This window comes from Pantoea sp. DY-15 (assembly GCF_019795935.1).
GTDB classification, from domain to species: domain Bacteria; phylum Pseudomonadota; class Gammaproteobacteria; order Enterobacterales; family Enterobacteriaceae; genus Pantoea; species Pantoea leporis.
In genome coordinates this window covers 17,924-39,671 of sequence record NZ_JAIMIF010000009.1, presented here as the reverse complement: position 1 = coordinate 39,671, position 21,748 = coordinate 17,924, and the positions used below count along the sequence as shown (strand labels likewise).

Sequence of the window (21,748 nt, the reverse complement as noted above, 5' to 3'; positions counted from 1 at the left end):
CGGGCTATGCAGGGCAGTCGTCGTACCCTGAAGTTACTTACCGCTTTATTGGTGCTGTTGATTGTCGGACTCATCGCCGGCGCCATCCATTTCCATAAAAACTCTAACGCCTTATGGCAGATCATCAGCGAAAAGTGCGTGCCGAATATGGCGGCGACGGGCAACCCAGCGCCATGCCAGCAGGTGAATAGCGCGCATGGTTACGTCACGCTGAAAGATCTCAACGGGCCGTTGCAGTATCTGCTGATGCCGATCGAAAAAATCACCGGCATGGAAAGTCCCATCATTCTTGAACCTGCAACGCCAAATCTGTTTGCCGAAGCCTGGCAACAGCGCGCATTACTGGCGCAAAGGCACGGTGCGCCGATTCCCGATAGCGCGCTGTCGCTGGCCATCAATGCGCAATACGGGCGTACGCAGAATCAGCTGCATATTCATATTTCCTGTCTGCGTCCGGATGTGCGCCAGCAGCTGGATGCGCTGGCACCGAGACTGAATGCACAGTGGCAGAGTGAAACGCTGCGCAAGCATGGTTATCTGGTGCGGGCGCTTTCTAAGCAAGAGCTGGCGCAGCAGAGTGCGTTTATCCGTCTGGCGGATGAAGTGCCGCATGCGCGCAGCGAGATGGGTAAATATGGCCTGGCGCTGGCACAGCTGCCGGATGGCCGTTTAGCGCTGCTGGCGCTGGAACGTAACTGGCTGAAACTGAACAGCGGCTCGGCGGAAGAGCTGCAGGATCATAACTGCAGCATATTGCCGCAATAACCCTTTTTTCGTAGGGACGCAATTAATAGCGGCCAAAAAAAGGCGGCTAATCAGCCGCCTTAATCTGCATCTAAACGCTAAGTTACGCGTTTTTCGCTGCTGCTGCCGCTTTCACGATCACCGCAAAAGCATCCGCTTTCAATGAAGCACCGCCAACCAGCGCGCCATCGATATCTGGCTGGGTGAACAGCTCAGCGGCGTTTTTGTCGTTGACCGAACCGCCGTACTGAATGATCACTTGCTGTGCGATAGCCGCATCTTTCTTCGCGATGTGGTCACGAATGAATTTGTGCACCGCCTGAGCCTGCGCTGGAGTAGCTGATTTGCCGGTACCGATAGCCCAAACTGGCTCGTAAGCGATAACCGCGCCTTCGAACGCCGCAGCGCCCTGCGTTTCCAGCACGGCGTCGATCTGACGTGCGCACACTTCTTCCGTTTTGCCCGCTTCGTTTTCTGCGTCAGTTTCACCGATGCACAGAACCGGCACCAGGCCAGCTTCTTTCACTACGGCAAATTTCTTCGCGATGAACTCGTCGCTCTCTTTGTGGTAGGTGCGGCGCTCAGAGTGGCCGATGATGATGTATTTCGCGCCAACGTCTTTCAGCATGTCTGCGGAAGTTTCGCCAGTGAATGCGCCAGACAGATTAACGTCAACGTTCTGAGCACCCAGAGCAATGTGGCTACCGGAAATGGCGTGTTTCGCCAGGTCCAGATAGATGGCTGGCGGTGCAATCGCGACGCCACAACCATCAACACCAGACAGCTCTTTGCGCAGGCCTTCAATCAGCTCTTTAGTGATCTGCTTGCTACCGTTCAGTTTCCAGTTACCCATAACCAGTGGATGTCGCATTCTTTCCTCCGCATAACGCGATTCATGAAATAGCGCTGCCATCGGGCAGCGATGTCTGCGAGACAGTATAGAGATCAAATGCGTTGCTGGCTTTGCTTTTCGTCATTTTTGCCGGTGCGATCAGGGCGTCGCGAGCGCCAGTTTTATCGGCTCAACGGCGAAGGTCAAACCCTTGTCGCCGTTGTCTGCTACCACGAAACGCAAGGCACCTTCGGTGCGGGAAAAATAGCGCGCGCCTTTGCCGGCGCTCAGCAGGGAATCGAGTTTTTTACGCCCATCTTCGGGCGATAAGCCGGGGATGAAGAAACGCAGCAGGGCGGTCATGTAATCCATGGCGCGTGCCTGTGCGGCTTTCATATCGGGTCCGGGAACTGGCAGCCAGGTGATTTGCAGGGTTTTGATTTTGCCGGTGCCTTGCTCCAGCGCCGTTGAGGCATACAGCGTTTCGCTGATTTTACTGGCGGCACGCGTCAGGTTACTTTTATCACCGCGATTATCAATGGCGCGATATTCCTGCAGCAATGCATTGGGATTGGCCGCATTGTACTTCTCACGGAATTGAGCAACGGTCATATCGAAGGTCGGCGCACCCGCGAGCAGATAGGGCGCAGCAGGCAGATGATCGCTACGATCTAACGCGGGGGCATCCTCCGCCCAGACGGAAAATGTCAGTGCGAGGCTAAGCAGCAGCGCGACTGGCAGGTTGTTCATTGCTTCGGCCCTAAATCATTCACTTAGCCCACGATTAGAACGGTTTTTACCGGGCAAAGTCAAAACCCACACTGGGAAAAATCTCAGATTATTCGCTCCGCGCCGATTACCAGTAATGCTCGCTGGTCATGTGGCCGGGTTTGCGTTTGAAATGTTTGCGCATTTCACGCGTATCTTTCAGCAACTGCTGGGTATCGCGCACCATCTGTGGGTTGCCGCACAGCATCACATGGCTGGTTTCTGCCGTCAGCGGCAAGCCAACCGCACGCTCCAGTTCTCCGCTTTCAATCAGCTGCGGAACGCGGCCGTGCAGCGAACCGGCGATCTCTTCACGGCTCACCACCGTTTGAATGTGTAACTTGCCCTGATAGCGCTGCTGCAACGCCTGCATCAAGGGCAGAAAGCTCAGGTCATCGGCGAAACGCGCGGCATGTACCAGCACAATATTGTCGAAACGATCCAGATCTTCGCCCTGTTGCAGGATCGATAAATAGGGGCCGATCGCCGTGCCAGTCGCCAGCATCCACAGCGTTTGGCAATCTGGGATTTCGTCGAGCACAAAGAAACCCGCCGCCTCTTTGGTGATCATCACCTGCTCGCCGGGCTGCAGCGCCTGCAAACGCGGGCTCAGTTTGCCTTCCGGCACCGTGACCAGATAAAACTCCAGCAGCGGATCCTGCGGCGCGTTGACGTACGAATAGGCACGCTGCACGCGCTCACCGTCAATCTCCAGAGCCAGCTTGGCAAATTGTCCCGCGGTAAAGGTATCAATCGGCGCTGCAACGCGCAGGCTGAACAGTGCATCGGTCCAGTTTTTTACCTCTTTCACTTCAGCATTGATCCACTCTGCCATGTTGGCTCCTTAATATTGTTTAGTTAGGTACATCATCGCCATCGGCCTAACGGATTTCCAGTCCATGCACGGGCAAAGGGCTCTCAGCGACAAACGCAGCGCACAGATCAGCAACTGTAGCGGGCGGTTTACAATCTGGACAAACAGCTTGACGGCTTGAGACATACAGCTTTGCCCGCGCCTCTCGATTTGTCACTGAATCCTGATATTTTTGCCGCCATAAATCCGAGGCGGCCTTTTTTGTGCTGCTTATTCTTTGTTTCTCAGGCAGACATTTTGTTCCATGTTGATAAGTAAAACGCAAAATCGCTTTCTGTTATTCATGCTGATCGTGCTGGTGGCGGTTGGGCAGATGGCGCAAACCATCTATGTGCCAGCGATGGCGAATATGGCCGAGACGCTTAATGTGCGCAGCGGCGCGATCCAGCAGGTGATGGCCGCCTATCTGATGACCTACGGCGGATCGCAGTTGATCTACGGCCCGCTGTCGGACAGTTTTGGCCGTCGTCCGGTGATCCTGATTGGCATGACGATCTTTGCTGTCGGCGCGTTGATCGCCATGTTCGCGCCCTCGCTCGATATTCTGGTGCTCGGCAGCGCGGTGCAAGGTTTAGGTACCGGCGTAGCGGGCGTGATGGCGCGCACCATGCCGCGCGATCTCTACTCCGGCATCGCACTGCGTCAGGCGAACAGCCTGCTTAATATGGGCATTCTGGTGAGTCCGCTGCTGGCGCCGGTGATTGGTGCGCTGCTGACGCATCTGTTTGGCTGGCACGCCTGTTTCGCCTTCCTGCTGCTGCTGTGCGTTGGCGTCACCGCTTCGATGGCGCGCTGGCTGCCGGAAACGCGTCCAGCGGATACGCCCGCCACGCCGTTCCTGCGCCGTTATGCCACTTTGCTGAGCGACGGCAACTTTGTGCGTTACCTGCTGCTGCTGATTGGCGCGCTGGCGGGCATCGCGGTGTTTGAAGCCAGCTGTGGCGTACTGATGGGCGGCGTGTTGGGGCTGGATGGATTGACCGTCAGCATCCTGTTTATCCTGCCGATTCCGGCGGCGTTCTTTGGTGCCTGGTTTGCCGGACGTGAGCAGAAATCCTGGCACACGCTGATGTGGTACGGCGTGAACAGCTGCCTGTTAGCGGGCTTGCTGATGTGGGTTCCGGCCTGGTTTGGCGTGATGAACATCTGGACGTTGCTGGTGCCGGCTGCGCTGTTCTTCTTTGGCGCGGGCATGCTGTTTCCGCTGGCAACCTCGGGCGCTATGGAGCCGTATGCGTGGCTGGCGGGCAGCGCGGGTGCGTTAATCGGAGGCTTGCAGAACCTCGGTTCCGGCGTGGTGGCGTGGCTTTCTGCGCTGTTGCCGCAGCACGATCAATCCAGCCTTGGCATGCTGATGTTCGTGACGTCGCTGGTGATGCTGCTGTGCTGGTGGCCGCTCTCACGTCATCCAGAGAGCGGCAAGCAGGCGATTACAGGATAAATTGATGCAGCGCCGCGTCTTTGCGATCCAGATAGTGGATTGACTGGATGCGGCGAATGGTGCGCGATTTACCGCGCACCAGCAGGGTTTCGCTGGTGGCGATGTTGCCGTTACGCGTAATGCCTTTCAGCAAATCGCCGGTGGTGATGCCGGTGGCCGCGAAGATAACGTTGTCGTTACGCGCCATCTGATCCAGCTTCAGTACCTGACCCGCTTCAATGCCCATCTCGGCGCAGCGTTGCAGTTCATTCTCGCCGAGGCGACGATTCTCTTCGCTATCGCCTTTCACTTCGTGACGTGCCAATAAACGCGCCTGCATGTCGCCATCCATTGCGCGAATGACTGCCGCCGACACCACACCTTCCGGCGCGCCGCCGATGCCGTACATCACATCCACTTCGCTATCCGGCATACAGGTCAGAATTGAGGCCGCGACATCGCCATCCGGGAAGGTGAACACGCGCACGCCGAGCTGCTGCAGCTGGGCAATCACAGCATCGTGGCGGGGCTTGGCTAGAATCGACACCGTTAACTGGCTGAGCGGTTTGCCCAATGCCAGCGCGATGTTTTTCAGGTTGATATCAAGCGGCAGATTGAGGTCGATGGCGCCACGTGCGCCTGGTCCAACAATCAGCTTTTCCATGTACATATCAGGTGCGTGCAGGAAGCTGCCTTTATCACCAACCGCCAGCACCGCCAGCGCATTGGCCTGGCCCATCGCCGTCATGCGTGTGCCTTCAATCGGATCGACCGCGATATCCACCGCGTCGCCACGGCCGGTACCGACTTTCTCACCGATATACAGCATCGGCGCTTCGTCGATTTCGCCTTCGCCAATCACAATCTGGCCGTCGATATCAATAGTGTTGAGCATAATGCGCATGGCGTGAACGGCTGCGCCGTCGGCCGCATTTTTATCGCCGCGTCCTAACCAGTGATAGCCCGCCAGAGCGGCGGCTTCAGTCACGCGGGAAAATTCAATCGCGAGTTCTCTTTTCATGGTGGCACCTGACAAAAAACAGGCAGGCAGTTTAACACAGCGGGGAAGCGGGACGGGGGAAAAACCCGCGGCAGGGCGCCGCGGGTCAGCAGGATATTACTCTTCGTCTTCCCACGCTTTGGCGCGAGCGACGGCTTTCTTCCAGCCAGCGTAACGGACGTTACGTTCGGTGGTTTCGATGCTTGGGCGGAACTCACGCTCAATCACCGCTTTAGCACGGACCTCTTCCAGGTCGCCCCAGAAGCCGACGGCCAAGCCAGCCAGATAGGCCGCACCCAGCGCCGTGACTTCACGCACTTCCGGACGCTCAACGCGCGTGCCGAGAATGTCAGACTGGAACTGCATCAGGAAGTTGTTGGCAACCGCACCACCATCCACGCGCAGGGACTGCAAGCGGGTACCGGCATCGTTCTGCATCGCTTCCAGTACGTCGCGTGTCTGGTACGCAATCGACTCCAGCGTGGCACGGATGATGTGGTTAGCGTTCGCGCCGCGCGTCAGACCGAAAATCGCGCCGCGTGCATACGGGTCCCAATATGGCGCGCCCAAACCGGTGAAGGCCGGCACCATATATACGCCGTTAGTGTCTTTCACTTTCAACGCGAAGTATTCAGAGTCGGTTGAATCACTGATCAGCTTCATCTCATCGCGCAGCCACTGAATTGACGCACCGCCGATAAACACCGCACCTTCCAGCGCATAGTTCACTTCGCCGCGTGGGCCGCAAGCGATGGTGGTCAGCAGGCCATGCGTTGAGGTCACGGCTTCGGTGCCGGTGTTCATCAGCATGAAGCAGCCGGTACCGTAAGTGTTTTTCGCCATACCCGGTTGTACGCACAGCTGGCCGTACAGCGCCGCTTGCTGGTCACCCGCGATACCCGCGATAGGAATACGCGTACCGCCTTTACCACCAATGTTGGTCTGGCCGTACACTTCTGAAGAACCTTTCACTTCTGGCAGCATTTCACGCGGGATATCGAGGATCTCCAGCATGCGCTCATCCCACTCCAGCTTGTGGATGTTGTACATCATGGTACGTGAGGCGTTGGTGTGATCGGTGACGTGCACACGTCCCTGCGTCATTTTCCAAATCAGCCAGGTATCAACGGTACCGAACAGCAGTTCGCCGCGTTTTGCACGCTCACGTGCGCCTTCAACGTGGTCAAGAATCCACTTCACTTTGGTGCCGGAGAAGTACGGGTTAATCACCAAACCGGTGGTGTGCTGGATGTACTCTTCCAGACCCTCTTTCTTCAGTTTGTTACAGTAATCTGCGGTGCGCGGATCCTGCCAGACGATAGCGTTGTAAACCGGTTTGCCGGTCTCTTTATCCCACACGATGGCGGTTTCACGCTGGTTGGTGATACCAATCGCCGCGATTTGATCGGAGTTAATGTCGGCGTGCGCCAGCACTTCCACCAGCGTGGAGCTTTGTGACGCCCAGATATCCATTGGGTCATGTTCAACCCAACCCGCTTTCGGGTAGATCTGGGTAAATTCGCGCTGAGAAACCGCAACGATGTTGGCATCATGATCAAGCACCACGGCGCGTGAGCTGGTTGTGCCCTGATCGAGTGCAACTATATATTTTTTATCAGTAGTCATTGTGCTGTCCTGATGTGGTATCGATGAAACTTACGCTTTACGCTGCTGAGCGCGCGCAACCGGTTTTTCTGCTGTGCTGGCTTCCGCGACGTTAACTGGCAGATGGCGGCCAATCAGTGAACGGTAACCAAAGGCTCCGAGGCAAGCACCGACCAGCGGGCCAAAAATCGGAACCAGGAAGTAAGGAATATCTTTGCCACCGGTGAAGGCGACGTTGCCCCAACCAGCGAAGAAGGCGAACAGTTTTGGACCGAAGTCACGCGCCGGGTTGAGTGCGAAGCCGGTCAGTGGACCCATTGAGCCACCGATGACCGCCACCAGCAGACCAATCAACAGCGGAGCCAGCGGACCACGCGGCACACCGTTGCCGTCATCGGTCAGCGCCATGATCACCGCCATCAACACCGCTGTAATCACCATCTCAACCAGGAACGCCTGAGCTACGCTGATGTGCGGGTTCGGGTAAGTCGAGAAGATACCGGCCAGATCGAGGCTTTCAACACTGCCGCGCACCATTTGATGGCCCGCTTCGTAATCAAAGAACAGATTGTAGTAGAGACCGTAAACCAACGCGGCAGCGCAGAACGCGCCGGCAACCTGCGCCAGAATATAGGGAACAACTTTACGACCTTCAAAATTAGCAAACAGGCACAGCGCGACGGTAACGGCTGGGTTAAGATGCGCGCCGGAAACGCCTGCGCTCAGATAGACTGCCATGGAGACGGCTAAACCCCAGATAATACAAATTTCCCACTGACCGAATGACGCACCGGCCAGTTTCAGTGCAGCAACGCAGCCTGCACCAAAGAAGATAATCAAACCTGTACCGAGAAATTCAGCGATGCACTGACCTTTTAGTGTGTTAGTTGTCTGACTCATAATGGCATTCCTGAAGCGAGGTTAAATTTTATCAGTTTTTGTTCTCATCCATGAGTCGCCCAGCTATCAATGTAGGGTTGATGTGAATTTATCGTTAACGAGCATAAACGAGAAATAGCGAAATTGAAATCTGTGTACTGCGTCATAAAAATGCGCGTTTTCGCGTCTTTTGCGTTTCTATAAGGCCCATTCACCCCGCCAGGCTGGTCGATGCGGACGTGATCGCGCACACAGATGCGCGAAGATGCGCATTTTTTTAGGCATAGACTGAAAAGTGTTACAGACTGCCCTCGCAGGCCTTGTGCCGCTGGACTTGCTGGGTTTGGCTACATACAATCGAGTCATCGTGGCTGAGCGCACTGTAATAAGGCATGCACTAGCCCCATCAACGCCTTGCAAGATTTAGGAGAGGTCAGAAAGATGTCATTTGAAGTGTTCGAGAAACTGGAAGCGAAAGTACAGCAGGCGATTGATACCATCACTCTGCTGCAGATGGAAATTGAAGAGCTGAAAGAGCAAAACAACACGCTGAAAAATGAAGTCAGCCAGGCTTCAGGCAACCAGGATGCACTGGTGCGTGAAAATCAGCATCTGAAAGAAGAGCAGCATGTCTGGCAGGATCGTCTGCGGGCACTGCTGGGAAAAATGGAAGAAGTTTAAGCGTCAATGCTTAAACCAACGGGTGCCGCGGCACCCGTTTTTGTTGCGGCTTACTCGATGTCGAGCGCATCTTCAGACAGGATGATGCCGGTATTGTCGGCATACAGATGGTCGCCAGAGAAGAAGGTCACGCCACCGAAGTTAACGCGCACGTCACTTTCGCCAATGCCTTCGCCCGCTGCACCCACCGGAATCGCCGCAATCGCCTGAATGCCGATTTCCAGCTCTTCGAGATCGTCAACCTGACGCACCGAGCCGTAAACCACAATGCCTTCCCACTCATTTTGCGCCGCCAGACTCGCCAGCTGAGCATCGACCAGTGCGCGACGGACCGAACCGCCGCCATCCACCAGCAATACGCGACCCCGACCGTTCTCTTCCAGCAAATCGTAGAGTAAGCCGTTATCTTCGAAACATTTCACTGTGGTGATTTGACCACCGAATGAGCTGCGCCCACCAAAGTTCGAAAAAAGCGGTTCAACAACATTCACAGCTTCGTGGTAGATGTCACAGAGTTCAGATGTATCGTATTTCATGAGGGTTTTCGTCTGTTTGCCACAGGAGCGCTAAGTATATCGCTATCTGGCGATTGTTGGCAAAATCATCAACCGCCAAAAAAAGCGTTGCATCAATATCCTGCGTAAAAAAAGCCCGGCACAGTGGCCGGGCAGAGATTTCGCGGGTGAAGCTTACAGAATGAAGCGGCTGAGATCTTCGTCGGCCACCAGCTCATCCAGATGCTTACCAACGTACTCGGCATCGATAGTGATCGACTCACCGTTACGATCGCTGGCGTCATAGGAGATATCTTCCATCAGACGCTCCAGCACGGTATGCAGACGACGCGCACCGATGTTCTCGGTGGTCTCGTTCACCTGCCATGCGGCTTCGGCGATACGCCGCACTGCGTCATCGGTGAAGTCGATATTGACCCCTTCGGTGCCCATCAGCGCTTTGTACTGCACGGTAACCGAGGCGTTTGGCTCGGTCAGAATGCGCTCGAAGTCATTGACGGTCAGCGCCTGCAGTTCAACGCGAATCGGCAGACGGCCTTGCAGTTCTGGGATCAGATCTGACGGGCTGGCGACCTGGAACGCGCCGGAAGCGATAAACAGAATGTGGTCGGTTTTCACCATGCCGTGCTTGGTGGAAACGGTGCAACCTTCCACCAGCGGCAGCAGGTCGCGCTGTACGCCTTCGCGTGACACGTCTGGACCGCCCGCATTCTGGCCGCCGCGCTTACAGATTTTGTCGATTTCGTCGATGAACACGATACCGTGCTGCTCAACCGCATCGATGGCATCCTGCTTCAGCTCTTCCGGGTTCACCAGCTTGGCCGCTTCTTCTTCAATCAGCAGCTTCATGGCTTCTTTGATTTTCAGCTTACGCGGTTTCTGCTTCTGCCCACCGAGGTTCTGGAACATCGATTGCAGCTGGCTGGTCATCTCTTCCATGCCCGGAGGCGCCATGATTTCAACGCCAGCCGAGGAAGCGGCCAGATCGATCTCAATCTCTTTGTCATCCAGCTGGCCTTCGCGCAGTTTCTTGCGGAAGGATTGACGCGCTGCCGATGGCTCCGCCGCTTGTTCAGCCTGGCCCCAATTGTTTTTCGCGGGTGGGATCAGCACATCAAGGATGCGCTCTTCCGCCATCTCTTCCGCGCGGTACTTGTTCTTCTCGATCGCCTGGCTGCGCACCATCTTGATGGCAGAATCGGTCAGATCGCGAATGATGGAATCAACCTCTTTACCGACGTAACCGACTTCGGTGAATTTGGTGGCTTCCACTTTGATGAAAGGTGCGTTCGCCAGTTTGGCTAAGCGACGGGCGATTTCGGTTTTACCGACACCGGTTGGACCAATCATCAGAATGTTTTTTGGCGTCACTTCATGGCGCAGCTCTTCGTCGAGCTGCATGCGGCGCCAGCGATTACGCAGGGCGATCGCGACCGCCTTCTTTGCGCCGTCCTGGCCGATGATAAAGCGATTAAGCTCGCTGACAATCTCGCGTGGAGTCATCTCAGACATGATGTTTAGTCCTTAGCCTTAGACGGTAATGCTTCGAAGTTAATATTGTGGTTGGTGTAGATACAGATATCGCCAGCGATGTTCAGCGCTTTCTCCACGATATCGTGTGCACCAATATCGGTGTTTTCCAGCAGCGCGCGTGCCGCTGCCTGGGCGTAAGGCCCACCAGAACCAATTGCGATCAGGTCATTTTCCGGCTGGATAACGTCGCCGTTGCCGCTGATGATTAATGAGGCGTTTTCGTCGGCCACCGCCAGCAGCGCTTCAAGGCGGCGCAGCATGCGATCGGTACGCCAATCTTTAGCCAGTTCGACCGCCGCTTTCACCAGATGGCCCTGGTGCATTTCCAGCTTGCGCTCAAACAGTTCAAACAGGGTGAAGGCATCTGCGGTACCGCCAGCAAAGCCGGCGATCACTTTATCGTTGTAAAGACGACGGACTTTTTTAACGTTGCCTTTCATTACGGTATTGCCGAGCGTAGCCTGGCCATCACCGCCAATCACTACCTGGCCGTTGCGTCGTACACTTACTATTGTTGTCACGGGCAGACCCCTTGTTGCAGTAGAAAAGGAACTCCGCGCACTCAGCGCGGAGTATCATGCAACCAGATATGGGGTAGCTTTGAAGGGTTTCAACCCCCGATAGCGAGGGGAATACAACTTCCGTGGCCGGAACTGTGTAAGCGTTTGACTGTGCTGTCGGCGCTGCTGCGATCTTTGAACGGCCCGATCACCACGCGATTCCAGCCACCGCCGGTGGTAATGCGGCTCTCAAATCCTTCAAATGCCAGTCCGGCGCGTACTGATTCCGCCTGATCGGTGCCTTTGAACGAACCACACTGCACCATCCAGCGTTGTGAAGCGGCTTTCTCTTCCGCTTTCGCCTTGGCCGTTTCCTGTGGTTTGGTCTGCTGCGTTGGCTCACGCGTGATCGGCGCAGCTTGCTGTTGCTGTTGCTGACGCGCGGCCTGTTGTTGCTGCAACTGTTGCTGGCGCTGCTGCTGCTGTAACTGTTGCTGCTGACGTTGCAACTGCTGCTGTTGTTGTTGCTGAACCTGCTGTTGCTGCACCTGCTGACGCTGCAGCGTTTGCTGGCGCTGCGCCGGGGTTTGTTCGTTCCACGGCACTTCATTCAGCTGCGTCGGCTGCTGGCGCATATCGGCCTGCATCTGCTCCAGCAGCTGGCGCTGTTCATCGGTCAGCTGAGTTTGTGATTGCACGCCACCAGCCGAAGGCTCAGTCGGCGACGGAACGGTAATTTGGCGATTTTCCAGCTCTTTGATGTACTTCCAGCGCTCTTCCGGCTTCGGCGGCAGGCCGTTACCGTTGGCTTTGTGGTTTGGAATGACCTCAATCTCTTCTTTCTTATGATGCGAGATAAACCATAAACCACCGGCAAAGGTGACCAGCACGGCCGCGGCCAGTACCATCATGAGCTTTGAAGTGCCTGATCCGCCTTTGCTTTTCTTGCTGCGGCTGGCGGGTTTTTTGCGACGCGTCCCTGTTGAACGCCCGCGGCCTACATAATCTTTCTGTGCCACTTTCGTTCTGCTACCCTTCAAAAAAATGCCAATGGGCATGTAAATGTGCTGTTAATTGCCCGGCAATGAATGCGCCATGTTACGCAAGGGCTGGAACTTTGACCAGCACAGTCTGCCTTCAGAATCCGCTGAAAATGCAGGCGTCTAAGCGCTATTTTTCACGTTTTGCCGCCGGTGCCGTACTGCCGCGCACGCGCAGCTCCGCATCCAGCAGGCGCGAACCGTTATTCACGCGTTTACCCTGCAGCTCATCAAGTAACAGCAGCATCGCTTCACGACCAATGGCAAAGCGCGGCTGTGCCACGGTGGTCAGCGGCGGATCGTAGTATTGCGCCAGTTCGATATCATCAAAGCCCACCACCGACAGATCCTGCGGAATGCGCATGCCCAATTTGCGTGCCTGATTCATCGCGCCCAGCGCCATCAAATCGCTATGGCAGAAAATCGCTTTCGGCGGCTGCGGCAAACTCATCAACTGCTTAAGCGCATTCGCGCCGGCTTCAAAGGTGAAGTCGCCGTGCACAATCATCGTTGGGTCGATGGCGATGCTGCTGCGACGCAGCGCCTGAATGTAGCCCTGCAAACGATATTGGCTCAGCGGAATGTGTTCTGGCCCGGTGATGCAGGCGATTTGGCGATGGCCAAGCTGCAGCAGGTGATTCACCGCTTCAAAGGCGGCGGTCAGGTTATCGATATGCACCGTTGGTAATGCCATCTCCGGCGCAAATTCGTTGCCCATCACCATCGGCGGCAGGTTGCGCTGATCTTCAATGCCCGCCTCAAACGGCAGCTGTGAACCCAACAGCACCATGCCGTCGATCTGTCGCGTCAGCATTAAATTCAGAAAGGTTTTTTCCTGTTTATTCTGATGCGCGCAATCGCCAATCAGTACCAGATACCCCTCATGCGCAGCGGTGACTTCCACGCCGCGAATGATCTCACTGAAGAAGGGATCGCAGATGTCCGGGACAATCACCAGAATGGTTTGCGTTTCACCGCGTTTGGCATTGCGCGCCAAACCGTGCGGCGCATAACCCACGGCAATCACCGCTTTTTCGACCTTGAGCCGGGTAGCAGCAGAGACTTTTTCTGGATTCATCAACGCACGTGAAACCGTAGCGGTTGAAACGCCTGCTTTCTCGGCCACATCTTTCATGGTGGCGGCGGTGGAGGGTTGCTTCTGGTCCAACGTATAACTCCTGACGCGGTACAGCGCATTGATTTTCAGACATTACCGGGCTTCAACCGGGTCGGCACTATTGTTAACCCAAGGTCGCGTCGGGTTGTTACTTAATTTGCATAAAAATTGTGACTTGTGCGACTTTTTTCGATCTGGCTCGCAGATGTGGCGCGGCTTAGCTCTCGGTGGGATCGATATCCAGCGTCCATTTCACTTTACGCGAGGCCGGCAAGGTGGCGATCAGCGGCAGCGATCCGCTCAGCAGCTGTTGCAGACGTTTGCGCGACGGATGCTGCAACAGCAGCTGCCAGCGCCAGCGCCCACTGCGCTTCGGTGCCAACGCCGGAACCGGACCCATCAGCCACATCGCCTCATCTTTAAGCGGGCTGGCTTCCAGCAAATTACGCAGCTGTGTGAGGAATTCCGCCGCCTGCTGGTTATCCATATCCTCAGCGCGGAACAGCGCATGGCTGGTCCACGGCGGCAGCTGAACGGACTGACGCTCCAGCAGCGTTTGATCGGCAAAGGCGAAATAGCCGCGATGCAGCAATGTTTGCAGCAATGGATGTTCCGGATGATGGGTCTGCAGCAACACTTCGCCCTGTTTACCCGCACGACCGGCGCGACCCGCGACCTGCGTATAGAGCTGAGCGAAACGCTCGGCGGCGCGGAAATCGGCCGAGAACAGCGCGCCATCAACATCCAGTAGCGACACCAGCGTGACATCAGGGAAATGATGGCCTTTCGCCAGCATCTGCGTGCCTACCAGAATGCGCGCGCCGCCGCGATGCACATCGGCCAGATGCTGCTCTAGTGCGCCTTTACGGCTGGTGGTGTCGCGATCGATGCGCGATACCGGCACGCCGGGGAACAGCGTACCCAGCTGCTGTTCCAGCTGTTCGGTACCGACGCCAACCGGCATCAAATGTGTTGAACCACAGCTCGGGCACTGATTCGGCAGCGGACGCTGGCTATCACAATGGTGGCAGCGCAACTGGCGATGGTTCTGATGCAGCGTGTAGTAGCTATCGCAGCGCTGGCACTCGGCCAGCCAACCGCAATCGTGGCACATCAGTGCCGGAGAGAAGCCGCGGCGATTGAGGAACAGCAGAACCTGATTGTCGGCCTGCAGATGCTGGCGCATTTTGCCGAGCAGTGCTGGCGCCAATCCGCCTTTCAGCTGCTGGCCTTTAAGATCGATCAGCTGCTGTAACGCCGGTTTAGCATTGCCCGCGCGTTTAGTGAGATTGAGCTGGCGATATTTGCCGACGCGCACGTTGTGCAAGGTTTCCAGCGCCGGCGTGGCGGAACCCATCACAATTGGAATATCTTCCTCATGCGCACGGAACACCGCCAGATCGCGCGCCTGATAGCGCCAGCCTTCCTGTTGTTTGTACGAGCTGTCGTGCTCTTCATCAATTATGATGACGCCGGGACGCGCCAGCGGCGTGAACAGCGCCGAGCGTGTACCGATAACAATCGCCGTTTCGCCGCTGCGCGCGCGCAGCCAGACGGCGAGGCGTTCGCTGTCATTCAGCGCTGAGTGCAGCACATCAATCGGCGCATCAAAGCGTTCGCGGAAGCGGGCGATAGTTTGCGGCGTCAGGCCGATTTCCGGCACCAGCACCAAAGCCTGTTTGCCGCGTGCCAGCACGTTCTCCAGTACACTGAGATACACCTCGGTTTTACCCGAACCGGTAATCCCGGCCAGCAGCCAAGGCGCATAGTGATCGTCTTCACTGCGCATCGCGCCCACCGCCATCGCCTGATCGGTGTTCAGGCGCAGGCGATCCCCTTTGACGGCAAAGCTGGTACGCCAGTCGTGCATCTGCGGCGTGTGTTCACGCAGTTCGCACAAGCCCTTTGCGCGCAACGCTTGCAGCGCGGCATCGGTAAAATCGTGTTCGCTGACCTGATGACGATAGAGCGGTCGCTGACGCAGCATCGCCAGCGCTTGCTGCTGTTTCGGCGCGCGCTTCAGGCTCTCCATCGCCACTTCACGGCCAGCATCATTGATCACCCATTGCCACAGCGGCGCTTCCTGCGCGGGTTTGCCCTGACGCAGCAGCACCGGCAGCGCATGGCTCAGCACTTCGCCGAGCGGCGAATGATAATAGTTGGCGGCCCAATGCAAAATGCGCCACAGGGCGGGCGAGAACAGACTTTGATCGTCGAGCACGCTCTCTATCTGCTTGAGCTGCGTCAGCGGCAGATCGCTGGTCTCACGCGTACCGATCACAATGCCGATCATTTTGCGATTGCCGAACGGCACATTCACGCGTGCGCCCGCTACCGGCTGCGGCGCATCGGCAGGCAGCAAGTAATCAAACAGACGAGGTAGCGGAACGGGCAGGGCAACCTGAACAACGGGCATCTGAATCTCTATCCGGTTCTGAATTAAGGAGAAGTAGTGTACACGGCTAATTAGGAAGCGGCTATTTGCTAAAACCGGTTAATTTCTGTATACTATGCCGCCTTCGATGAGATCACTTGTCGGAGCATACACTTAATGTTCAACCGCGTGTGGTGCTGTGCAGGCTGAGCCTGGCACGGAGAGCGACACGGCCTTTTATGAGGTTCTCCCATGAAACAAGGTATTCACCCTAAGTACGAAGCAGTAACCATGACTTGCTCTTGCGGTAACGTGATCAACACCCGTTCAACCATGGCTTCTGGTCTGAACCTGGACGTGTGCGGCAAATGCCACCCGTTCTACACTGGTAAGCAGCGTATTGCTGACACCGGTGGCCGTGTAGATCGCTTCAACAAGCGTTTCAGCGTGCCAGCAAGCAAGAAATAAGATTTTTGGCCGTCGAATCTTCGCGATTCGGCAGCAAGAAAAAACCCAGCCTCGGCTGGGTTTTTTTATTTCTGGCTTCAGTATTCCCAGCTATCGGGATCGATGCCCATTTCACGCATAATCTGTTTCGCTTCTTCCGGAATCTCATCGCTGCGTTCTTTACGCAAATCGACATCGTTTGGCAGAGGCTGCCCGGTGAAAGCATGCAAAAAGGCTTCACACAGCAGTTCGCTGTTGGTGGCGTGACGCAGGTTGTTCACCTGACGGCGGGTACGCTCATCCGTTAAAATCTTCAGCACTTTCAGCGGGATAGAAACTGTGATTTTCTTAACCTGCTCGCTCTTTTTGCCATGTTCAGCGTAAGGGCTGATATATTCGCCGTTCCATTCAGCCATGGGTTACCTTAATCAATAAAAGTTGAATATTGGGAAATCCGTTGATTATGCCCGATTTTTCGATGCCTGACCCCTTAAACCGCAGGTTTTATGCTTGAGCACCGCTTCTGCAAAGGAAAGCGCGCTGAACACCAGGCGATGACGGACAATTTTAGCGGTTATTGATGATTTGCTCAATCTATACGCAAAGACATTTAGATGTCCAGATGTATTGACGTCTATGTGCGGAATGTTATCCTGTTGCTCTTCTTTTTCTTCAGGAACAGTAAGCACCATGACGCGTAAACAGGCAACCATCGCAGTACGTAGCGGTTTGAATGATGACGAGCAATATGGCTGCGTTGTCCCACCGATTCATCTCTCCAGCACCTATAACTTCCTCGACTTCAATGAGCCGCGTGCGCATGACTATTCACGTCGTGGTAACCCAACGCGCGATGTGGTTCAGCGCGCGCTGGCAGAACTGGAAGGTGGCGCAGGCGCGGTATTGACCAATACCGGCATGTCAGCGATTCATCTGGTGACAACCGTGTTCCTGAAGCCGGGCGATCTGCTGGTGGCGCCACACGACTGTTACGGCGGCAGCTATCGTCTGTTCGATAGCCTGAGCAAGCGCGGCGCGTATCGCGTGAAGTTTGTCGATCAGGGCGACAAAGCGGCGCTGGCCGCTGCTCTGGCCGAGAAGCCAAAACTGGTGCTGGTCGAAAGCCCAAGCAATCCACTGCTGCGTGTGGTCGATATCGCCAGCATCTGCGCCGCCGCGCGTGAAGCGGGTGCCATTAGCGTGGTGGACAACACCTTCCTCAGCCCGGCGTTGCAAAACCCGCTGGCGCTGGGTGCCGATCTGGTTGTTCACTCCTGCACCAAATACCTGAATGGTCATTCAGATGTGGTGGCAGGCGCGGTGATTTCGAAAGATCCGGCGATGGCCACCGATCTGGCGTGGTGGGCGAATAATATTGGTGTAACCGGCGCGGCGTTTGATAGCTACCTGCTGCTGCGCGGTTTGCGCACGCTGTCGCCGCGCATCGCCGCAGCACAACGCAATGCATTGGCGATCGTTGATTACCTGAAGCAACAACCGCTGGTGAAAAAACTGTATCATCCGTCCCTGCCGGAAAATGCCGGTCATGAGTTTGCGGTACGTCAGCAGCGTGGTTTTGGTGCCATGCTGAGTTTCGAAATCGATGCCGATGAGGCTCGCCTGCGCCGCTTCCTGAAAGCGCTGCAGCTGTTCACACTGGCCGAATCGCTGGGCGGCGTAGAGAGTTTGATTTCGCATACCGCGACCATGACGCATGCCGGCATGTCTGCAGAAGCGCGCGCGGCAGCGGGAATTTCGGAAACACTGCTGCGTATTTCTGTTGGGATTGAAGATCACGAAGATTTAATCGCCGATCTGGATAATGCATTCCGGATCGCAGCCGAGGAGTAATCATGACGAGTTCAGTGGGCGCGGGAACGCCGATCAAGCAGTTGCATAAATTTGGTGGCAGTAGCCTGGCCGACGCACGTTGCTATCAGCGCGTGGCCAGCATCATGGCGGATTACAGCCAGCCAGGCGACTTAATGGTGGTCTCTGCCGCAGGCAGCACCACTAACCAGTTGATCAGCTGGCTGAAATTGAGCCAGAGCGATCGCTTATCTGCTCATCAGGTGCAACAGGCTTTACGGCGTTTTCACAGCGAGTTAATTGCTGCGCTGCTGCCTGCTGAATATGCCGAAACCCTGACGTCTTCCTTTATACGCGATCTGGAAAGACTGGCGGCGCTGCTCGATGGCACCATCACCGACGCGGTATATGCCGAAGTGGTGGGGCACGGCGAAATCTGGTCAGCGCGCTTGATGGCTGCGGTTTTGAGCCAGCGCGAGATCGAAGCCGCCTGGCTGGATGCGCGTGACTTCCTGCGTGCTGAACGTGCCGCGCAGCCGCAGGTTGATGAAGGCAAATCCTGGCCGCTGCTGCAGGAGTTGTTAACGCAGCATCCGCATAAGCGTTTAGTGGTGACCGGATTTATCAGCCGCAGCGAAGCGGGTGAAACCGTGCTGCTTGGGCGTAACGGCTCGGACTACTCGGCAACGCAGATTGGTGCGCTGGCGGGCGTGGGGCGCGTGACCATCTGGAGCGATGTGGCGGGCGTTTACAGCGCCGATCCGCGTAAAGTCTCTGATGCGTGCCTGCTGCCGCTGCTGCGTCTTGATGAAGCCAGCGAGCTGGCGCGTCTGGCGGCGCCGGTGCTACACACCCGCACCTTGCAGCCGGTTTCTAACAGCGACATCGACTTGCAGCTGCGTTGCAGCTATCAACCGGAGCAGGGCTCGACGCGCATTGAGCGCGTGCTGGCCTCCGGCACAGGCGCGCGTATCGTCACCAGCCACGATGATGTGTGTCTGGTGGAGATTCAAATCCCCGATAATCACGATTTCAAAACCCAGCAGAAAGAGATCGATCTGCTGCTGAAGCGCGCGCAGCTGCGCCCGCTGGCGATCGGCGTGCATCCCGATCGTCGCCTGCTACAGCTGTGTTACACCTCGGAAGTGGTGAATAGCGCCTTCAACCTGTTGCAGGACGCCGCACTGCCGGGCCATCTGCAGCTGCGCGACGGCTTAGCGCTGGTGGCGCTGGTGGGCGCGGGCGTGACGCGTAATCCGCTGCACAGCCACCGCTTCTGGCAGCAGATCAAAGATCAGCCGGTGGAGTTTGTCTGGCAATCGGAAGATCACATCAGCATCGTGGCGGTACTGCGCGTCGGCCCGACGCAGCACCTGATTCAGGGACTGCATCAGTCGCTGTTCCGCGCAGAAAAACGCATCGGTTTGATGTTGTTCGGCAAAGGCAACATCGGTTCACGCTGGCTGGAGCTGTTTGCCCGCGAGCAGGAAACGCTGTCGGCGCGTACGGGATTTGAGTATGTGTTGGCGGGCGTGGCAGACAGCAGCCGTAGTTTGCTGAGCTACGACGGTCTGGAAGCCAGCCGCGCATTGGCGTTCTTTGATGATGAAGCGATCGAGCGCGATGAAGAGTCGCTGTTCCTGTGGATGCGTGCGCACCCGTTCGATGATTTAGTGGTGCTGGACGTCACCGCCAGCGAGCAGCTGGCGCAGCAGTATCACGATTTCGCCAGCCACGGCTTCCACGTTATCAGCGCCAACAAGGTTGCTGGTGCGTCGAGCGGTCAGAGCTGGCGTCAGGTGCGTGATGCTTTCGCCAAAACCGGTCGTCACTGGCTGTATAACGCCACCGTCGGTGCCGGTTTGCCGGTCAATCACACGGTGCGCGATTTACGCGAAAGCGGCGATAGCATTCTGGCGATCAGCGGCATTTTCTCTGGCACGCTCTCCTGGCTTTTCCTGCAATTTGACGGCACGGTGCCGTTCAGCGAGCTGGTCGATCAGGCGTGGCAGCAAGGCCTGACCGAACCGGACCCGCGCGTTGATCTATCCGGGCAGGACGTAATGCGCAAGCTGGTGATTCTGGCGCGTGAAGCGGGCTACGACATCGAGCCGGATCAGGTGCGTGTCGAGTCGCTGGTGCCGGCGATTTGCGACGGTGAGTCGATTGATCACTTCTTCGAAAACGCCGACGAGCTGAATGACCAGATGCTGCAGCGTCTGGAAGCGGCGCAGGAGATGGGTTTAGTGCTGCGTTACGTGGCGCGCTTCGATGCCAATGGCAAAGCGCGCGTCGGCGTGGAAGCGGTGCGCCCCGAGCATCCGCTGGCCGCATTGCTGCCGTGCGATAACGTGTTTGCCATCGAAAGCCGCTGGTATCGCGATAATCCGCTGGTGATTCGCGGACCGGGCGCAGGCCGCGATGTTACGGCGGGCGCGTTGCAATCGGATATCAACCGCCTCGCACAGCTGCTGTAATCTGCCTCACTCTGCAGACGGCATCGTCCGTCTGCATTCTTCACCTTCTCCCGCGCATCATGAAACGCCTTCACCTTGAGTGAAGATTTGTCACGCCTGTTCATTAATTTTCAGTTGACGCTGGCGTGTGAATCGTTCATTTTGTGCATCTGGACGTCTAAACGTATGGATGTTCGAAGGCCGCAAAATAATCGATATGTGATGACGAGGTAATTAGGATGAGTTTCTTTCACGCCAATCAACGCGAAGCGTTGAACCAGAGCCTGGCTGAGCTGAACGGGCAAATTAATGTCTCTTTCGAATTTTTCCCGCCACGTACCAGTGAAATGGAAGAAACCCTGTGGAGCTCAATCGATCGACTGAGCAGCCTAAAGCCGAAATTCGTCTCCGTCACCTATGGCGCTAACTCGGGCGAGCGCGATCGTACACACAGCATTATCAAAGGCATTAAAGATCGTACCGGTCTGGAAGCCGCACCGCATCTGACCTGCATCGATGCCACGCGTGATGAGTTGCGCGGTATCGCGCGTGATTACTGGGATAGCGGCATTCGTCATATCGTGGCACTGCGCGGTGATTTACCGCCAGGCAGCGGCAAGCCGGAGATGTACGGTTCGGATTTGGTGGCGCTGCTGAAAGACGTTGGCGATTTCGACATCTCGGTGGCGGCCTATCCGGAAGTGCATCCCGAAGCGAAAAGCGCGCAGGCCGATTTGATTAACCTGAAACGCAAAATTGATGCCGGTGCTAACCGCGCCATCACGCAGTTCTTCTTCGACGTGGAAAGCTACCTGCGCTTCCGCGATCGCTGTGTCGCAACCGGTATCGACGTGGAAATCGTGCCGGGTATTTTGCCGGTCTCTAACTTCAAACAGCTACAACGCTTCGCCACCATGACCAATGTGCGGGTGCCGGGCTGGATGAGTGCGATGTTTGAAGGTCTGGATAACGATCCGGAAACGCGCAAAATGGTGGGTGCCAGCGTCGCCATGGACATGGTGAAAATCCTGTCGCGGGAAGGGGTGAAGGATTTCCATTTCTATACGCTGAACCGCGCCGAGTTGAGTTACGCCATTTGCCACACGCTGGGCGTGCGTCCGGCGATAGGTGGTTAAGTTTGGTGGTCGCCATGA

Annotated in this window: 21 protein-coding genes; 7 read left to right on the top strand and 14 right to left on the bottom strand. The window is 56.4% G+C overall.

Annotation, left to right across the window (positions count from 1 at the left end; all coding sequences use genetic code 11):
* The first annotated feature begins 6 nt into the window (after positions 1 to 6).
* Positions 7 to 765: a CDP-diacylglycerol diphosphatase gene (locus K5Y32_RS24095; RefSeq protein WP_222186074.1), complete on the top strand. Its 759-nt coding sequence runs from the start codon at positions 7 to 9 to the stop codon at positions 763 to 765.
* An 82-nt stretch (positions 766 to 847) separates the two neighbouring features.
* On the opposite strand, the gene tpiA is transcribed toward K5Y32_RS24095, so the two are convergent.
* The 3 genes from tpiA to fpr form a co-directional block, all read right to left on the bottom strand.
* The gene (gene tpiA / locus K5Y32_RS24090) at positions 848 to 1,615 is read right to left on the bottom strand and encodes a triose-phosphate isomerase (RefSeq protein WP_008109693.1); all 768 of its coding nucleotides are present in this window, start codon (positions 1,613 to 1,615) and stop codon (positions 848 to 850) included.
* A gap of 120 nt (positions 1,616 to 1,735) precedes the next feature.
* On the bottom strand, positions 1,736 to 2,326 hold the full coding sequence (locus tag K5Y32_RS24085) for a YiiQ family protein (RefSeq protein WP_222186073.1): 591 nt from the start codon (positions 2,324 to 2,326) through the stop codon (positions 1,736 to 1,738).
* Positions 2,327 to 2,432: 106 nt separating this feature from the next.
* On the bottom strand, positions 2,433 to 3,179 hold the full coding sequence (gene fpr, locus K5Y32_RS24080) for a ferredoxin--NADP(+) reductase (protein ID WP_110868182.1): 747 nt from the start codon (positions 3,177 to 3,179) through the stop codon (positions 2,433 to 2,435).
* A 283-nt stretch (positions 3,180 to 3,462) separates the two neighbouring features.
* On the opposite strand from fpr, the gene emrD reads away from it, so the two are divergent.
* On the top strand, positions 3,463 to 4,659 hold the full coding sequence (emrD, locus tag K5Y32_RS24075) for a multidrug efflux MFS transporter EmrD (RefSeq protein ID WP_225614599.1): 1,197 nt from the start codon (positions 3,463 to 3,465) through the stop codon (positions 4,657 to 4,659).
* On the opposite strand, the gene glpX is transcribed toward emrD, so the two are convergent.
* The 3 genes from glpX to K5Y32_RS24060 all read right to left on the bottom strand — a co-directional run bounded on the left by glpX (position 4,649) and on the right by K5Y32_RS24060 (position 8,143).
* Positions 4,649 to 5,659: a class II fructose-bisphosphatase gene (gene glpX / locus K5Y32_RS24070; protein WP_176972241.1), complete on the bottom strand. Its 1,011-nt coding sequence runs from the start codon at positions 5,657 to 5,659 to the stop codon at positions 4,649 to 4,651. The two genes, emrD and glpX, sit on opposite strands and share 11 nt — an antisense overlap.
* A 96-nt stretch (positions 5,660 to 5,755) precedes the next feature.
* On the bottom strand, positions 5,756 to 7,264 hold the full coding sequence (gene glpK, locus K5Y32_RS24065; protein ID WP_110868179.1) for a glycerol kinase GlpK: 1,509 nt from the start codon (positions 7,262 to 7,264) through the stop codon (positions 5,756 to 5,758).
* Between the two features lie 30 nt (positions 7,265 to 7,294).
* A complete protein-coding gene (locus K5Y32_RS24060; protein WP_061720295.1) occupies positions 7,295 to 8,143 on the bottom strand; it encodes an MIP/aquaporin family protein in 849 nt (282 codons plus the stop codon).
* 420 nt (positions 8,144 to 8,563) lie between these two features.
* Between K5Y32_RS24060 and zapB the strand changes: the two genes are divergently transcribed.
* The gene (zapB, locus tag K5Y32_RS24055) at positions 8,564 to 8,803 is read left to right on the top strand and encodes a cell division protein ZapB (protein WP_007885384.1); all 240 of its coding nucleotides are present in this window, start codon (positions 8,564 to 8,566) and stop codon (positions 8,801 to 8,803) included.
* A gap of 50 nt (positions 8,804 to 8,853) precedes the next feature.
* Here the strand turns inward: zapB and rraA are convergent, their stop codons facing one another.
* From rraA to priA, 6 genes are all read right to left on the bottom strand, one after another.
* Entirely contained in the window at positions 8,854 to 9,339 is a 486-nt protein-coding gene (gene rraA, locus K5Y32_RS24050) for a ribonuclease E activity regulator RraA (protein WP_061720294.1), read from the bottom strand.
* A 153-nt stretch (positions 9,340 to 9,492) separates the two neighbouring features.
* Entirely contained in the window at positions 9,493 to 10,830 is a 1,338-nt protein-coding gene (gene hslU / locus K5Y32_RS24045; RefSeq protein ID WP_007885388.1) for an HslU--HslV peptidase ATPase subunit, read from the bottom strand.
* Positions 10,831 to 10,835: 5 nt separating this feature from the next.
* The gene (hslV, locus tag K5Y32_RS24040) at positions 10,836 to 11,372 is read right to left on the bottom strand and encodes an ATP-dependent protease subunit HslV (RefSeq protein ID WP_101760642.1); all 537 of its coding nucleotides are present in this window, start codon (positions 11,370 to 11,372) and stop codon (positions 10,836 to 10,838) included.
* Positions 11,373 to 11,461: 89 nt separating this feature from the next.
* The gene (ftsN, locus tag K5Y32_RS24035; protein WP_222186072.1) at positions 11,462 to 12,370 is read right to left on the bottom strand and encodes a cell division protein FtsN; all 909 of its coding nucleotides are present in this window, start codon (positions 12,368 to 12,370) and stop codon (positions 11,462 to 11,464) included.
* Between the two features lie 151 nt (positions 12,371 to 12,521).
* A complete protein-coding gene (cytR, locus tag K5Y32_RS24030; RefSeq protein ID WP_061720292.1) occupies positions 12,522 to 13,559 on the bottom strand; it encodes a DNA-binding transcriptional regulator CytR in 1,038 nt (345 codons plus the stop codon).
* A 166-nt stretch (positions 13,560 to 13,725) separates the two neighbouring features.
* A complete protein-coding gene (gene priA, locus K5Y32_RS24025) occupies positions 13,726 to 15,924 on the bottom strand; it encodes a primosomal protein N' (protein ID WP_110868178.1) in 2,199 nt (732 codons plus the stop codon).
* Between the two features lie 210 nt (positions 15,925 to 16,134).
* Between priA and rpmE the strand changes: the two genes are divergently transcribed.
* Positions 16,135 to 16,350: a 50S ribosomal protein L31 gene (gene rpmE / locus K5Y32_RS24020; protein ID WP_007885402.1), complete on the top strand. Its 216-nt coding sequence runs from the start codon at positions 16,135 to 16,137 to the stop codon at positions 16,348 to 16,350.
* A 77-nt stretch (positions 16,351 to 16,427) separates the two neighbouring features.
* On the opposite strand, the gene metJ is transcribed toward rpmE, so the two are convergent.
* Together metJ and K5Y32_RS24010 are read right to left on the bottom strand one after the other, a co-directional pair.
* The gene (metJ, locus tag K5Y32_RS24015) at positions 16,428 to 16,745 is read right to left on the bottom strand and encodes a met regulon transcriptional regulator MetJ (RefSeq protein ID WP_007885403.1); all 318 of its coding nucleotides are present in this window, start codon (positions 16,743 to 16,745) and stop codon (positions 16,428 to 16,430) included.
* A 45-nt stretch (positions 16,746 to 16,790) separates the two neighbouring features.
* A complete protein-coding gene (locus K5Y32_RS24010) occupies positions 16,791 to 17,021 on the bottom strand; it encodes a hypothetical protein (protein WP_217550441.1) in 231 nt (76 codons plus the stop codon).
* Here K5Y32_RS24010 and metB point away from each other — a divergent pair.
* The 3 genes from metB (at position 17,020) to metF (ending at position 21,730) form a co-directional block, all read left to right on the top strand.
* Complete coding sequence (gene metB, locus K5Y32_RS24005; protein WP_008109665.1) at positions 17,020 to 18,180, top strand: cystathionine gamma-synthase; 1,161 nt, start codon at positions 17,020 to 17,022, stop codon at positions 18,178 to 18,180. The two genes, K5Y32_RS24010 and metB, sit on opposite strands and share 2 nt — an antisense overlap.
* Before the next feature lie 2 nt (positions 18,181 to 18,182).
* Positions 18,183 to 20,615, top strand: coding sequence for a bifunctional aspartate kinase/homoserine dehydrogenase II (locus K5Y32_RS24000; RefSeq protein ID WP_222186071.1), 2,433 nt, complete (start codon positions 18,183 to 18,185; stop codon positions 20,613 to 20,615).
* A gap of 218 nt (positions 20,616 to 20,833) precedes the next feature.
* Positions 20,834 to 21,730, top strand: coding sequence for a methylenetetrahydrofolate reductase (gene metF, locus K5Y32_RS23995; protein WP_222186070.1), 897 nt, complete (start codon positions 20,834 to 20,836; stop codon positions 21,728 to 21,730).
* Positions 21,731 to 21,748 lie beyond the last annotated feature (18 nt).